The following is a 12,730-nucleotide window of genomic DNA, read 5'->3' as shown; positions in this document are numbered from 1 at the left end:
AGCTCGGTGCGCGCGGGAAGTTCTGAGGTCGTCATCAGCCTCTCCTGGTAGTCAGTACCGAGGCAAGGCTACCGCCTGACGGCGCGCGCGTTCCCCGGTCCTGCGAGGCCGCGGTTCAGGCCGCGGCGCGGTATCGGGCCAGCAAACGCCGCGGCTTGGCGGGCGCGACATTGGCCAGCGTCAGGTCGCCGCCGTAGTGGGCGGCCACCTTGGGGTCCATCACCACACGCCACAGCGGCGGGAACGCGGCGAGCAGGATCATCGTGGCGTAACCGGCGGGCAGCTGCGGCGACTCGCTGGTGCTGCGCAGGGTCTGGTAGCGACGACCGGGATTGGCGTGGTGGTCGCTGTGGCGCTGCAGATGGAACAGGAAGATGTTGGTGACCAGGCGATCGGAGTTCCAGCTGTCGCGCGGGGAGCAGCGCTCCCAGCGGCCGTTGGGCTTACGCGCGCGCAGCAGCCCGTAGTGCTCGACGTAGTTGACCGTCTCGAGCAGCCCCACCCCGATCACGGCCTGCAACACCAGCCACGGCAGGATCGCCGGGCCGAAGGCCAGCGTCAGCGAACCGAACAGCACCGCGCTCATCGCCCAGGCCTGCAGGACGTTGTTGCGCGGGCTCCACCAGCGGCGGCCCTGCCTGCGCAGGCGCGCGCCCTCCAGCTGGACCGCCGAGCGGAAGCCACCGATCACACTGCGCGGCAAGAACTCCCACAGCGACTCCCCCAGCCGCGCGCTGGCCGGATCCGCCGGTGTCGCGACCCGGGCGTGGTGGCCCCGATTGTGCTCGACGAAGAAGTGCCCGTAGCCCGACTGGGCCAGCGCGATCTTCGACAGCAATCTTTCAGCACGCTCCACGCGGTGGCCCAATTCGTGCGCCGCGTTGATGCCGATCCCGCTCACGAACCCGACCGTGGCGGCCAGACCGAGCTTGTCGACGACGTCGAGATCGCTGCCCGCCCACATCGCGCAGGCGATGCCGAGACCGATCAGCTGGACCGGCAGGAACAGATAGGTGCACCACCGGTAATACCGGTCGGCGGAGAGGGCTTCGTAGTCCTCGTCGCGGGGATTGTTGCCGTCCTCGCCGACGATCCAGTCCAGCACCGGAATGGCGATGAGCACGATGACCGGCCCGATCCACCAGAACACCTCGGCACCGGTGCGGTACACGAGCTGGGAAGGCAGCAGCGCGGACGCCGGAGCGATCAACCCTAGAGCCCAGAGATACCGTTTGGGATCACGAAAACCCCCCGGTTTGCCAACCGTTTGCACACCCGCTCCGCTGTAAAAAGACCATTCGCCGACCGAGTGAAATACTGACAGACCGTAGGCGCGTTACACAGCGTCAGCTTCCCAAACGTGGTGACGGTTACACAGTGGCGAATCAGAGCCTGTGAGAACTCTCAGTGATCCCGCTCACGGCTTGGGTCCCGGATGCCCCGGACCTGCACGATCGCCTCCACGTAGGGACCGAGCAGCGCGGCCATCTCGGCGGGGGCGTCGCGCTCGGGTACCGGCGGGTTCGGGATGTAGCTGAGCGCGATGCGCACCAGCGCGTGCGCGAGCACGTCGGCCTCGGTGCCGGTGGCGTCGACCCAGCTGTGCTGGAAGACACCTGCCAGCCGCGCGGTGGCGTGTTCTAGCAGCGGGCCCGCGTCCAAGGTGATCAGCCGCAGCAGGTCCGGCTTCATCTCCCCGGCCAGCAGCGAGCGCACCAGCGGGTCGGCCGCCGCGGCCAGGAAGAAGCCGGTCATACCCACCCGGATGGCGGCGCGGGCATCGCCGACGTGCGCGTCGAGCGCTTCGCGGACATGGTCGACGAGCTCGTCGGCCAGCCGCAGGGCGTAGGCCTGGGACAGGCCGGAGCGCGAGCCGAACTCGTTGTAGAGCGTCTGCCTGCTGACTCCGGCCCGCGCCGCGACGTCACCGAGGGTGATCTTGGACCAGTCCCGTTCGGTGAGCAGGTCGCGCATGCCGTCCAGCACCGAGGTGCGCAGCAGTTCGCGCGCCGACTCCTGGTACGGGACGCGCTGACCCGTCCGCGGCGTCCCCGCCACGCTCACGAACGTTCGATCTCGACCATGAAGAAGTCGGACTTGCGCGCGCCGCAGTCCGGGCAGGTCCAGTCCTCGGGGATGTCGTCCCAGCGGGTGCCGGGGGCGATGCCGTCGTCGGGCCAGCCCTGCGCCTCGTCGTACTCGAAGCCGCACTGGGCACACTGGTAGAGCTTGTACGGGGTCACTGCGGAACTCCTACTGCCTCGAAGTCGATCTTCTCGCGCACCCCACAGTCCGGACAGCACCAGTCGTCGGGCACCGAGGCCCATGGCGTGCCTGCCGGAAACCCTTCGCGCGGGGCACCTTTCGTTTCGTCGTAGACATAATCACAGACCGGGCACTTATACGTACTCATGCCGGATTCTCCGTTCCGTACCGCGCCAGCACCTTGTCGCGGTGCCGGGGTTCGATATTGGCGCGCGTGACGTCGCCGTCGTAGTGGGCGAGCACCCGCTTGTCCATGACGCGGCGCCAGATCGGCGGGAAGTAGCCGATCAGGATCATGCTGGCGTAGCCGCTGGGCAGGTTGGGCGCGCCGTCCCAGCTGCGCAGCGTCTGGTAGCGCCGGGTCGGGTAGGCGTGATGGTCGCTGTGCCGCTGCAGGTGGTACAGGAAGATATTGGTGACGATGTGGTCGCTGTTCCAGCTGTGCGTGGGCGCGGGCCGCTCGTAGCGGCCGCTGGGCGTCTTCTGCCGGACCAGGCCGTAGTGCTCGAGGTAGTTCACCGATTCGAGCAGGCTGAAGCCGATCACCGCCTGCAGGATCAGATACGGCAGCACCTCGATGCCGAAGACCGCGATCAGACCCAGCCACAGCACCACCGACATGGCCCAGGCGTTGAGCACGTCGTTGCGCAGCGTCCACGGGCTCTTGTCCAGCCGGGCCAGGCGGTCCTTCTCGAGATGCCAGGCCGAGCGCAGGCTGCCCCAGACCGTGCGCGGCCAGAAGGCCCAGAAGCTCTCGCCGATGCGCGAGCTGGCCGGGTCCTCCGGCGTCGCGACGCGCACGTGGTGGCCGCGGTTGTGCTCGATGTAGAAGTGGCCGTAGAAGGACTGGGCCAGCGCGATGCGGGCCAGCCAGCGTTCCAGGTCGACCTTCTTGTGCCCGAGTTCGTGCGCGGTGTTGATGCCGATGCCCCCGATCATGCCCACGCTGATCGCGATGCCGATCTTGTCGACCACGTTGGCCCCGCCGGGGAAGCCGAGCCAGTGCAGGTTGTCGGCGGTGATGATGTAGCAGGCGAAGATCAGCGAGGCGTACTGGAACGGCAGGTACAGGTAGGTCAGGTAGCGGTAGTACTTGTCGTTCTCCAGGTACTCCATGACCTCGTCGGGCGGATTGTCGCCGTCGGGACCGAAGAACAGGTCGGCCAGCGGGATGACCAGGTACACCAGCACCGGGCCCAGCCAGAACGGCACTTCGGCCAGGCGATGCCAGCCGAGCTGGTTGAGACCCCAGATCAGCGGGATCGCGATGGTGAACAGGCCGGTCGGGGCGAACAGCCCCCACAGCCAGAGATAGCGCTTGGAATCACGCCACTGCGGCGGCGCGACCCGCGGCTCGGACGCGTGGGCATCGGTCGACATCGTCGTCTCCTTCTGAGGCACATCTCACACCTGTGATGTGCGTAACTCTCTGTCACAGACGATAGGGCCCGAATTGTCCGGCGTCTAGACAAATCCGGAGATTTGTAAAGTTGCAACGGCGAGATAACGAAAAGACGGTCACGCCCGGGTGGGCGCGACCGTCTTTCGGGTCCGGTCAGGGGCCGGTTATGGCACGAGCAGCACGTCCGCGCCTGCCGGTAGCTCGGACACCGGCCACCAGCGCAGATCCGTCGATTCGGCACTGCGGACCGGCACCGCGCCGGGCGGGGCGACGATCTCGAAGAGCAGGTCCAGATGCCGCGTCGGCACCCCGAGCGAGCAGGTGATCGGATGAGCCTGCGCGCCGTACAGACCGGGGGTGAGCACCAGGTCCGGAATGCCCGACTCCTCGACCGCCTCGCGCAGTGCCGCGTCGGCGACGGTCTCGTCGCCGGGCTCGCAGTGCCCACCCAGCTGGATCCAGCGGCCCACGCGCGGGTGCAGGGTCAGCAGCACCTCGCTGCGGTCGTGCGAGAACACGATGGCCGAGGCGGTGATGTGGCCCGGCGCGTGCTCGCGCAGGCAGCCGCGCGGAGCCGAGCCGAGGAAGGCCAGCATCGCCTCCCTCAGTGAATGATCGTGTCGCGCTTCGGGTTTCCACGCGGTGAGCAGTTCGGTCGCCGAGGCGTGCAGCGATTCGGCGCTCATCGCGCCACCCGCCCGGCAGCCGCTGGCACCGGGGCCGGGGCCGGGGCGAGGCGGACCGCCCCGCGCGCGTTCACAGCTCCACCAGGCCGGGGCCGGGCGCGCCGACAGTGCGTGGTGTCGGCTCGTCGAGCGGGTGTCCGATGGCGATGGCGCCCAAGGGATTCCAGTCGGCGGGCAGGTCAAGGACCTCCCGGGTGACCTCCGGGGCGAAGATCGTCGAGCCGATCCAGCAGCTGCCGAGGCCGTCGGCGGCCAGTGCTACCAGCAGGCCCTGCACGGCCGCGCCCACCGCGACGGTGAACATCGTCTTTTCGGCGGCCTGGCGGCGCGCGTCGGGGTAGTCGTGCGCGCCGTCGGGCACGCAGAACGGGATGATCACCTCCGGCGCGTCGAACAGGATCTGCCCGCGCGCCACCCGGCGCTCCACCCGTTCGGGGTCGAGTCCGTCGGCCGTGAGGTCGGCCCGCCACTTGTCGGCCATGGCCGCGAGCAGCGCGGCGCGCTTGGCCGGGTCGCGCAGCCAGACGAAGCGCACAGGATGGGTGTGGTGCGGCGCGGGCGCGGTCAGGCCCGCCGCGACAGCGGCCCTGATCCGTTCCGGGTCCACCGGCTCGGCGGCGAAGGCGCGCACCGAACGGCGCAGGGGCACAGCCTCTTTGCGGCCCTTCTCGATCGACTCGGCGGTGCCGAGCCAGAACAGGTCGTCGACGCCGCCGCGCAGCAGCGCCGCCGCGCTCGACCCGTCGTCGGTGATCGGCAGCCCGCGCACCACGGCCACCGGGACCCCGCCGAGCTTGCCCTTGACCAGGTCGGCCGCGGCGGCCAGTTCGTCGGCGATCGCCACCTGGGTGACGTGCAGTTCGTTGCCCTGCCCGTCGACCGCGCCCGCGTAGTCGTGCAGCACCCGCAGGCCCGCGGCGCCGATGGCGGCGTCGATCTGGCCGTTGCGCCAGGCCCGGCCCATGGTGTCGGTGATGACCACGGCCACCTCGACTCCCAGCCGGGCGGCCAGCGCCGCCCGCAGCGCCTTGGCGCTGCCGTCGGGATCGGTGGGCAGCAGCACCAGCTCGCCCTCGGCGACATTGGAGCCGTCGACCCCGGAGGCCGCCTGCACGATGCCGAGGCGGTTCTCGGTGATCAGGGTGCGGCCCTTGCGCGCGAGCACGCGCACCGCCTCCTGGTCGACGAGCACGCGCCGGGCGGTGTCGCGTTCCTCGGGGTCGGTCGGCGCGGCCACGATGCGACCCTCGGCCTTGGACACGATCTTGCTGGTGACCACGAGGACGTCCCCGTCGGCGAGCCAAGGAGCCTGTGCCGCAAGGTGTTCGGCGATGTCGTCGCCCGGGCGGAACTCCGGCAACCCGGTGACGGGCAGAATCCGCAGTTCCCCGGCGGCGTGATCGGACGGCGCGCCCATGCTGTGCACCTCCGGCATGCTCGGGCGGCCTCCGTGGTCACGCTCCGCTGCCGCCTCCGGCCGCTGACCGCTCATGCCTTCACTCCCGCCAGTTCCAGTGCGGCGCGGGCCATTTCGGCCGTGGCCTCGGGGTCGGTCATCAGCAGCGGCACGCTGCGTACCTCGACGCCGGGCACCTCGGCGGTGTCGGTGGAGTGCACCAGCCAGCCGTCGAGGATGCCGGTGGCCGAGCGGGCGCCGTAGTGGCGGCCGATCGCCGCGGCGGTGGACTCGACACCGATCGCGGTGAGGCACTCATCGGCCATGCCGCGCAACGGCTTTCCGTCGATCACCGGCGACAGGCCGATCACCTTCGCCTCGGTGGTGCGCAGCGCGCCCCGGATTCCGGGCACCGCGAGGATCGCGCCGATACTCACGACGGGGTTGGAGGGGGCCAGCAGCACCGCGTCGGCGGCGCTTATGATTTCGGTCACATTCGGTGCCGGAGAGGCTTGTTCGGCACCGATCGAGGCAAATCCGTGAGTCGGCAGCGCCGCGCGGTAGCGCACCCACCACTCCTGGAAGTGGATCGCGCGACGTTCGCCGGGGTTGTCGGGATCGCTGACGACGACGTGGGTTTCGCACCGATCGTCGGTGGCCGGGATCAGCTTCACGCCCGGCTGCCACCGATTGCACAGCGCCTCGGTGACCGCGGAGAGCGGGTATCCGGCGCGCAGCATCTCGGTGCGGATGAGATGGGTGGCGATGTCGCGATCGCCCAGACCGAACCAGTCGGGCTGGGCGTTGTACTTCGCCAGCTCCTCCTTGGCGTGCCAGGTCTCGTTGACGTGGCCCCAGCCGCGCTCGGGGTCGATGCCGCCACCGAGGGTGTACATGCAGGTATCGAGGTCGGGACAGATCCGCAGCCCGTGCATCCACACGTCGTCGCCGACATTGACGATCGCGGAGATGTCGGCGTCGGGCAGCAGCTGCCGGACGCCCTGGAGGAACCGGGCACCGCCGACGCCGCCGACCAGAACGGCGATCTTGGGCTCGCGCGCCACGTGTTGTGCAGTCACGGGATCACAGCGTAGTGAGCGCCGTCGCGTCAGCGATCCGCAGCCGTGCGCACGGCCGGAGCGCAGGCGGAGGTTTCGCCTATGCGGTGCCGTCGCGGGGGTGCTCCGGCGGCGAGGAGGAGCGAAGTTGCTGGTCATTTGCCACAGCACATAACAAGATCAACACGAAAGGCGGGTCCGGAGTGTAACGGAAGGGTGACGGCGGGTTGACCACGCGCAAGTGCGGCGTGTCTAATCACAGACATGTCATTCCGGTCACCGCGAGAGGCATAGCGCGGGGGCGTTTGCGAGAGGGTGTTGGCTCGCCGGAGGACAGGTTCGGGGATGCCCGCGAGACGACGTCGCGGTGTTGGGCCGTCGGGGTTCGTGTTGGTCCGACGGAAAGAATCATTCTGCGCTAACACATAGTGAGGAGGCGGAACGATGACCGAAGATATGGTCTCGCCGACCGATTCCACAGCAGGCGCAGCTCATGCTGTCTGCGCCGAGGTGAGCTGGCAGGAACCGGACGTGGTCACCGAAGTCGCGGCGCCCCGGCTGAGTCTGGTCGTGACGGGCTTCGACGAGATGTTCGAATCCATCGAAGAGCAGTGGCAGGAACGCGCGCTGTGCGCCCAGACCGATCCCGAGGCGTTCTTCCCCGAGAAGGGCGGCTCGACGCGTGAGGCCAAGCGCATCTGCATGGGCTGTGAAGTACGTGACCAGTGCCTGGAATACGCACTGGCGCACGACGAACGCTTCGGCATCTGGGGTGGTCTCTCGGAACGAGAGCGCCGCAGGCTGAAGCGCGGAATCGGTTAGCGAATAGTTCGAAAGTAGACTCTGAGGCCTGGCCCGGAGCACACGCAGGCGCAGTACGTCGGTGTCTCCGGGCGAACGCCCAGCAGTCGCGTCGCAGGTCTTCCGGCGCCGCGCGGGTACCACCGATGTACACGCGAGAGAGGCGGAGAAGACGATGGCACGCTCCCGGCGTCATTTCCCGGCGCCCACCGCACGATCGGTGACCCGTCGGGGCCGCGGAGTCCGAGGCCCCATGCTCCCGCCGACGGTGCCCGCCTGGCGCACCAGGGGGCAGAAGTTCGACCGGCTGGTGCTCGAGGCCTTCGCACCGCTGGACACCCGCTGGCACGACCGGCTCACCAAGCTCGACATCGCCGTCGACGACGTGCCGAAAATCCGTCCGCTGCATCCGGATTCGGTCACCTGGCCGGACGAGGTGGTCGCCGACGGCCCGGTCCCGCTCTCCCGGCTGATTCCCGCCGGTGTCGACCGGCACGGCGCCGCCACCCGGGCGCGGGTGGTGCTGTTCCGCAAACCGCTCGAATTGCGGGCCGCCGATCCCGACGATCTGGTGGAATTGCTGCGCGAGGTGCTTGTCCAGCAGATCGCCACCTACCTCGGCGTGGACCCCGATCTGATCGATCCGGAGCCCGAATAAGGGCGTGTCCGTATCCCCTTTTGCGAGCCGGAGGGTTAACCTCGACATCGTGATTCCCTTGCGTCGTTGCTGCCGACCCGGCTGCAAGAACCCGGCCGTAGCGACGCTGACGTATGTGTACTCCGACTCGACCGCCGTCGTCGGACCGCTGGCCACCGTCGCCGAACCGCATTCCTGGGATCTGTGCGAAACCCACGCCTGCCGCATCACCGCCCCCAAGGGCTGGGAACTGGTGCGCCACGAAGGCGGATTCTCGTCGAGCTCCCCCGACGACGACGATCTCACCGCCCTGGCCGAGGCCGTGCGCGAGGCGGGGCTGCGCCGCCGCCCCGCCGACCCGGACCAGCCGGGCTACGCCGAGTCGGCGCCCCCGCGCACCGGCCGCACGGGCCGCCGCGGGCACCTGCGCGTCCTGCCCGATCCGTAGGCCGGGCTCGCGCGAAATGCGCTCGGGTGGGTGCCTGGTCACTATCAGGTCACCGCGCCGTTTAGGGTAGGTGTCATGACGACTGTCGCGCGCTCTGGCGAACTCGTGAACGCCGTGATCAAGGCTTATGACGTCCGCGGGGTGGTGGGCGAACAGATCGACGCGGGATTCGTCGGCGATGTGGGCGCCTCGTTCGCCCGGCTCATGCGTGCCGAAGGCGCCACCCGGATCGTGATCGGTCACGACATGCGCGAGTCGTCACCCGAGCTGTCACGGGCCTTCGCCGACGGCGTGCGGGCCCAGGGCCTGGATGTGGTGCACATCGGTCTGGCCTCGACCGACCAGCTCTACTTCGCCTCCGGCAAGCTCGGCTGCCCCGGCGCGATGTTCACCGCCAGCCACAACCCGGCCCGCTACAACGGCATCAAGCTGTGCCGGGCCAACGCGCTGCCGGTCGGGCAGGACACCGGCCTGGCCACCATCTCCGCCGAGATCGTCGCGGGCGTGCCCGCCTACGACGGCGCCCCCGGCACCGCCACCAGCACCGACCTGCTGGCCGACTACGCGAGCTTCCTGCGCGAGCTGGTGAACCTCGACGACATCCGTCCGCTGACCATCGCGGTCGACGCGGGCAACGGCATGGGCGGCCACACCGTGCCCGCCGTGCTGGGCACCCTGGGCCCGGTCACCATCGTGCCGCTGTACTTCGAGCTCGACGGCTCGTTCCCCAACCACGAGGCCAACCCCCTCGATCCGAAGAACCTGGTCGACCTGCAGGCGCTGGTGCGCCGCAGCGGCGCCGACATCGGCCTGGCCTTCGACGGCGACGCCGACCGCTGCTTCGTCGTCGACGAGCGCGGCGAGCCGGTCTCGCCCTCGGCGATCACCGCGCTGGTCGCGCAGCGCGAGCTGGCCAAGGAGCCGGGTGCCACCGTCATCCACAATCTGATCACCTCGCGCGCGGTGCCCGAGCTGGTCGAGGAGCTGGGCGGCAAGCCGGTGCGCACCCGCGTCGGGCACTCGTTCATCAAGCAGGAGATGGCGGCCACCGGCGCGGTCTTCGGCGGCGAGCACTCCGCGCACTACTACTTCCGGGACTTCTGGGGTGCCGACTCGGGCATGCTGGCCGCGCTGCACGTGCTGGCCGCGCTCGGCGAGGGTCAGCGTCCGGTCTCCGAGCTGATGGCCGCCTACGATGTGTACGCCGCTTCCGGCGAGATCAACTCCACCGTCGCCGACGCCGCCGAGCGCACCGAGGCCGTGCTGGCCGCCTTCGCCGACCGCACCACCTCGGTGGACCGGCTCGACGGCGTCACCGTGGACCTGGGCGAGCACGCCTGGTTCAACCTGCGCGCGTCCAATACCGAACCGCTGCTGCGGCTCAATGTCGAGGCCGGATCGCAGGCCGAAGTAAACGCCATCGTGACCGAGATCCTGGGCATCGTCCGCGCTTGATGCGGGAAAATGAAACCAGTGCAGGTGGAATCGCATGGTCGGTCCCGGGAATCTCACCATCGTCCGCGCCTGACTGGAATAGTGGAATTACAGACGACACGGTGCGATGAGGGGAGGTGGACTCGGCGATGATCGCTGGAACACCGGTATTCGACCTCGACGATGCCGCATCGCTGGAGGCGGCCGACACCGGCGGTGCCCTGCGCTCGGCGGCCTCGGGCGGCGCCCAGGTGCGGGCGACGGCGGCCGCGGTCGCCGAGACCGCGCTCACCGAACGCCTGGCCGATCTGCGCCCGCGCAGCCTGGTGCTGGTCACCGGATCGGGACGGGCCGCACGGGCCGCGGGCCTGCTGGTGGCCACCCTGGGTGACCGGGCCGGGCTGCCGATCGTCTCGGTCACCGCGCTGCCGCCGTGGGTGGGCCCGCTCGACGTGGTCCTCGTCGCGGGCGACGACGCGGGCGACCCGCGCCTGATCGACGCCGTGGACCGCGCGCTGCGCCGCAGCGCCGAGGTGGTGATCGCCGCGCCCAACGAGGGACCGCTGCGCGCGGTCGCCGCGGGCCGCGCCATCGTGCTCGAGCCGCGCGTGCCCGTCCTCGACCACAACCGGCTGCTGCGGTTCGTCGCCGTCGGCATCGCGGTGCTGCGCGCGGTCGACGCCCAGCGCAGCGTGCCCGTCACCCCCGAACTCACCGCGCTGGCCGACATGCTCGACGCCGAGGCGCTGCGCGACGGCCCACACAACGAGGTATTCCACAATCCGGCCAAGACGCTGGCCGCGCGCATGCACGGGGTCGGCGTGGTGCTGGCCGGTGACTCCCCCGCCGCGGTCGCACTGGCCGGGCACGGCGCCGAGGTGCTGTTGCAGTCGGCGGGCAAGCTGGCCGCGGCCGCCGATCTGGCCGACGCGGTCGCCTCGATCGGCAGGCTCACCGAGGCCGCTGGCAGCACGGCACCGGGTTTCGATCCGCTGTTCCACGACGAGGAACTCGACGGTCCGGCCCCGGTCGACCGGGTGCGGGTCCTGGCGCTGAGCGTGCACCCCGACCAGGCGGCCGCGCGCCGCAAGCTGGCGGTCTTCGACGGGGCGGGCGGCGGCCTGGTGGACGCCGATCTGGTGCACGCCGATGTCGACGTGCTGCAATCCCAGCTCGCCGAGCCCGGCGTCGCCCCGGCCCAGGAGAGCGCCGCGGCCACCTCCGCGGCGGGCGGCGGGCACGGCAGCGAGCTCGAGCAGCTGGCTGTGCTGGCCCTGCGCCTGGACATGGCGGCGGCTTATCTCCGACTCCTGGAGGCCCGCGGCGCGACCGCGACCGACCCGGACCGATTCCACGACGGGGGACGCTACTAGTGCAGGAACTCGTTGGTGCGCTGCGTTCTTACGCTTGGGGATCGCGCACCGCGCTCGCTCAGCTGTGCGGCCGCCCGGTGCCCTCGGCCCATCCCGAGGCCGAACTCTGGTTCGGTGCCCACCCGGCCGACCCCGCCCACATCACGACCGTCGACGGCAAGCACTCGCTGCTCGACGTGGTCGCCGCCGACCCGATCCGGGAACTCGGCCCGGTCGCCGACACCTTCGGCACCCGGCTGCCGTTCCTGCTGAAGATCCTGGCCGCCGAGGAACCGCTGTCGCTGCAGGCGCACCCCAGTTCCGCGCAGGCCAAGGCTGGCTTCGACCGGGAGAACCGCACCGGCGTGCCGCTGGACTCGCCCATGCGCAACTACCGCGACGACAGCCACAAGCCCGAGCTGGTGGTGGCGCTGGACCGGTTCGAGGCGCTGGCCGGGTTCCGCGATCCGCATCGCACCGTCGAGCTGCTGCGCGCCCTCGACGTGCCCGGTCTGAACGTGTACGCCGAACTGCTTGCCGCCCAGCCCGATTCGGCCGGGCTGCGCACGCTGTTCACCACCTGGATCACGCTGCCGCCCGCCGCGCTGTCGACGCTGCTGCCCGCGGTGCTCGAAGGCTGCGTGCGCTACCTGTCCGGGCCCGGCCCGCGTGCCTTCGCCGCCGAGGTGCGCACGGCGCTGGAACTGGCCGAGGTCTACCCCGGCGACGCGGGCGTGCTGGCCGCGCTGCTGCTCAACCGGCTCACCCTCGAACCCGGCCAGGGCCTGTTCCTGGACGCGGGCAACCTGCACGCCTACCTGCGCGGGGTCGGCGTGGAGATCATGGCCAACTCCGACAATGTGCTGCGCGGCGGGCTCACGCCCAAGCACGTGGACGTGCCGGAACTGTTGCGCGTGCTGGACTTCGAGCCGATCGACCTGCCGGTGATCGAACCGGAACCGGGCGCCGACGGCGGAGCCCGCTATCGCACGCCCGCACCGGAATTCGCGCTGTGCCGCTTCGATCTGCCCGCCGACGGCGCACCGGTGGTACTCGCCGACGCCGGACCGGGCATCGTGCTGTGCACGGCGGGCACCGTCGAGCTCTACCAGAACGGGCGGGTGCTCACCGTCGAACGGGGCCACGCCGCGTGGATCTCCGCCGCCGACAGCGATATCCGCGCGCGGGCGGTGCGCGGGCCCGCCCAGCTGTTCAACGCCTGCGTGGGCACCGGCCACTGAGCCGCGGCGC

14 protein-coding genes are annotated in these 12,730 nt (G+C 70.2%); 6 read left to right on the top strand and 8 right to left on the bottom strand.

Features of this window, described 5'->3' with window-relative positions:
• Nucleotides 1–115: 115 nt before the first annotated feature.
• The 8 genes from WA675_RS18840 to cofD all read right to left on the bottom strand — a co-directional run bounded on the left by WA675_RS18840 (nucleotide 116) and on the right by cofD (nucleotide 6,828).
• Complete coding sequence (locus WA675_RS18840; protein ID WP_442945662.1) at nucleotides 116–1,273, bottom strand: alkane 1-monooxygenase; 1,158 nt, start codon at nucleotides 1,271–1,273, stop codon at nucleotides 116–118.
• A gap of 131 nt (nucleotides 1,274–1,404) precedes the next feature.
• Nucleotides 1,405–2,064, bottom strand: a complete 660-nt coding sequence (locus tag WA675_RS18835) for a TetR family transcriptional regulator (protein WP_336085908.1) — start codon at nucleotides 2,062–2,064, stop codon at nucleotides 1,405–1,407.
• The gene (locus WA675_RS18830; protein WP_278263347.1) at nucleotides 2,061–2,243 is read right to left on the bottom strand and encodes a rubredoxin; all 183 of its coding nucleotides are present in this window, start codon (nucleotides 2,241–2,243) and stop codon (nucleotides 2,061–2,063) included. The genes WA675_RS18835 and WA675_RS18830 overlap by 4 nt, the downstream gene beginning before the upstream one ends.
• Nucleotides 2,240–2,413, bottom strand: a complete 174-nt coding sequence (locus tag WA675_RS18825) for a rubredoxin (RefSeq protein WP_336085907.1) — start codon at nucleotides 2,411–2,413, stop codon at nucleotides 2,240–2,242. The genes WA675_RS18830 and WA675_RS18825 overlap by 4 nt, the downstream gene beginning before the upstream one ends.
• Nucleotides 2,410–3,645: an alkane 1-monooxygenase gene (locus WA675_RS18820; protein ID WP_336085906.1), complete on the bottom strand. Its 1,236-nt coding sequence runs from the start codon at nucleotides 3,643–3,645 to the stop codon at nucleotides 2,410–2,412. The genes WA675_RS18825 and WA675_RS18820 overlap by 4 nt, the downstream gene beginning before the upstream one ends.
• A 186-nt stretch (nucleotides 3,646–3,831) precedes the next feature.
• Nucleotides 3,832–4,353 (bottom strand): NUDIX hydrolase, encoded by a 522-nt coding sequence (locus WA675_RS18815; RefSeq protein ID WP_336085904.1) that lies wholly within the window; start codon nucleotides 4,351–4,353, stop codon nucleotides 3,832–3,834.
• Nucleotides 4,354–4,423: 70 nt separating this feature from the next.
• Entirely contained in the window at nucleotides 4,424–5,770 is a 1,347-nt protein-coding gene (locus tag WA675_RS18810) for a coenzyme F420-0:L-glutamate ligase (protein ID WP_442945661.1), read from the bottom strand.
• A 71-nt stretch (nucleotides 5,771–5,841) separates the two neighbouring features.
• A complete protein-coding gene (cofD, locus tag WA675_RS18805; protein ID WP_336085901.1) occupies nucleotides 5,842–6,828 on the bottom strand; it encodes a 2-phospho-L-lactate transferase in 987 nt (328 codons plus the stop codon).
• Between the two features lie 567 nt (nucleotides 6,829–7,395).
• Here cofD and WA675_RS18800 point away from each other — a divergent pair.
• The 6 genes from WA675_RS18800 (at nucleotide 7,396) to manA (ending at nucleotide 12,720) form a co-directional block, all read left to right on the top strand.
• Complete coding sequence (locus WA675_RS18800; protein WP_085999665.1) at nucleotides 7,396–7,629, top strand: WhiB family transcriptional regulator; 234 nt, start codon at nucleotides 7,396–7,398, stop codon at nucleotides 7,627–7,629.
• 154 nt (nucleotides 7,630–7,783) lie between these two features.
• Entirely contained in the window at nucleotides 7,784–8,266 is a 483-nt protein-coding gene (locus WA675_RS18795; RefSeq protein ID WP_278263341.1) for a metallopeptidase family protein, read from the top strand.
• A 49-nt stretch (nucleotides 8,267–8,315) separates the two neighbouring features.
• A complete protein-coding gene (locus tag WA675_RS18790; protein ID WP_336085900.1) occupies nucleotides 8,316–8,693 on the top strand; it encodes a DUF3499 domain-containing protein in 378 nt (125 codons plus the stop codon).
• Between the two features lie 75 nt (nucleotides 8,694–8,768).
• A complete protein-coding gene (locus tag WA675_RS18785) occupies nucleotides 8,769–10,148 on the top strand; it encodes a phosphomannomutase/phosphoglucomutase (protein ID WP_336085899.1) in 1,380 nt (459 codons plus the stop codon).
• Nucleotides 10,149–10,276: 128 nt separating this feature from the next.
• On the top strand, nucleotides 10,277–11,500 hold the full coding sequence (locus tag WA675_RS18780; RefSeq protein WP_336085898.1) for a tobH protein: 1,224 nt from the start codon (nucleotides 10,277–10,279) through the stop codon (nucleotides 11,498–11,500).
• Nucleotides 11,500–12,720, top strand: a complete 1,221-nt coding sequence (gene manA / locus WA675_RS18775; protein ID WP_336085897.1) for a mannose-6-phosphate isomerase, class I — start codon at nucleotides 11,500–11,502, stop codon at nucleotides 12,718–12,720. Before WA675_RS18780 ends, manA begins: the two co-directional genes overlap by 1 nt.
• Nucleotides 12,721–12,730 lie beyond the last annotated feature (10 nt).

It is taken from the genome of Nocardia sp. SSK8, from assembly GCF_037034205.1.
Taxonomy (GTDB): domain Bacteria; phylum Actinomycetota; class Actinomycetes; order Mycobacteriales; family Mycobacteriaceae; genus Nocardia.
This window is presented reverse-complemented; position numbering and strand designations above follow the sequence as displayed.

What these genes read in the sequence shown, in the direction of transcription:
- WA675_RS18825 (WP_336085907.1), bottom strand. Translation starts at nt 2,413, where the DNA reads ATGAGTACGTATAAGTGCCCGGTCTGTGATTATGTCTACGACGAAACG.
- WA675_RS18820 (WP_336085906.1), bottom strand. Translation starts at nt 3,645, where the DNA reads ATGTCGACCGATGCCCACGCGTCCGAGCCGCGGGTCGCGCCGCCGCAG.
- WA675_RS18815 (WP_336085904.1), bottom strand. Translation starts at nt 4,353, where the DNA reads ATGAGCGCCGAATCGCTGCACGCCTCGGCGACCGAACTGCTCACCGCG.
- WA675_RS18810 (WP_442945661.1), bottom strand. Translation starts at nt 5,770, where the DNA reads ATGGGCGCGCCGTCCGATCACGCCGCCGGGGAACTGCGGATTCTGCCC.
- WA675_RS18800 (WP_085999665.1), top strand. Translation starts at nt 7,396, where the DNA reads ATGTTCGAATCCATCGAAGAGCAGTGGCAGGAACGCGCGCTGTGCGCC.
- WA675_RS18795 (WP_278263341.1), top strand. Translation starts at nt 7,784, where the DNA reads ATGGCACGCTCCCGGCGTCATTTCCCGGCGCCCACCGCACGATCGGTG.
- WA675_RS18785 (WP_336085899.1), top strand. Translation starts at nt 8,769, where the DNA reads ATGACGACTGTCGCGCGCTCTGGCGAACTCGTGAACGCCGTGATCAAG.
- WA675_RS18780 (WP_336085898.1), top strand. Translation starts at nt 10,277, where the DNA reads ATGATCGCTGGAACACCGGTATTCGACCTCGACGATGCCGCATCGCTG.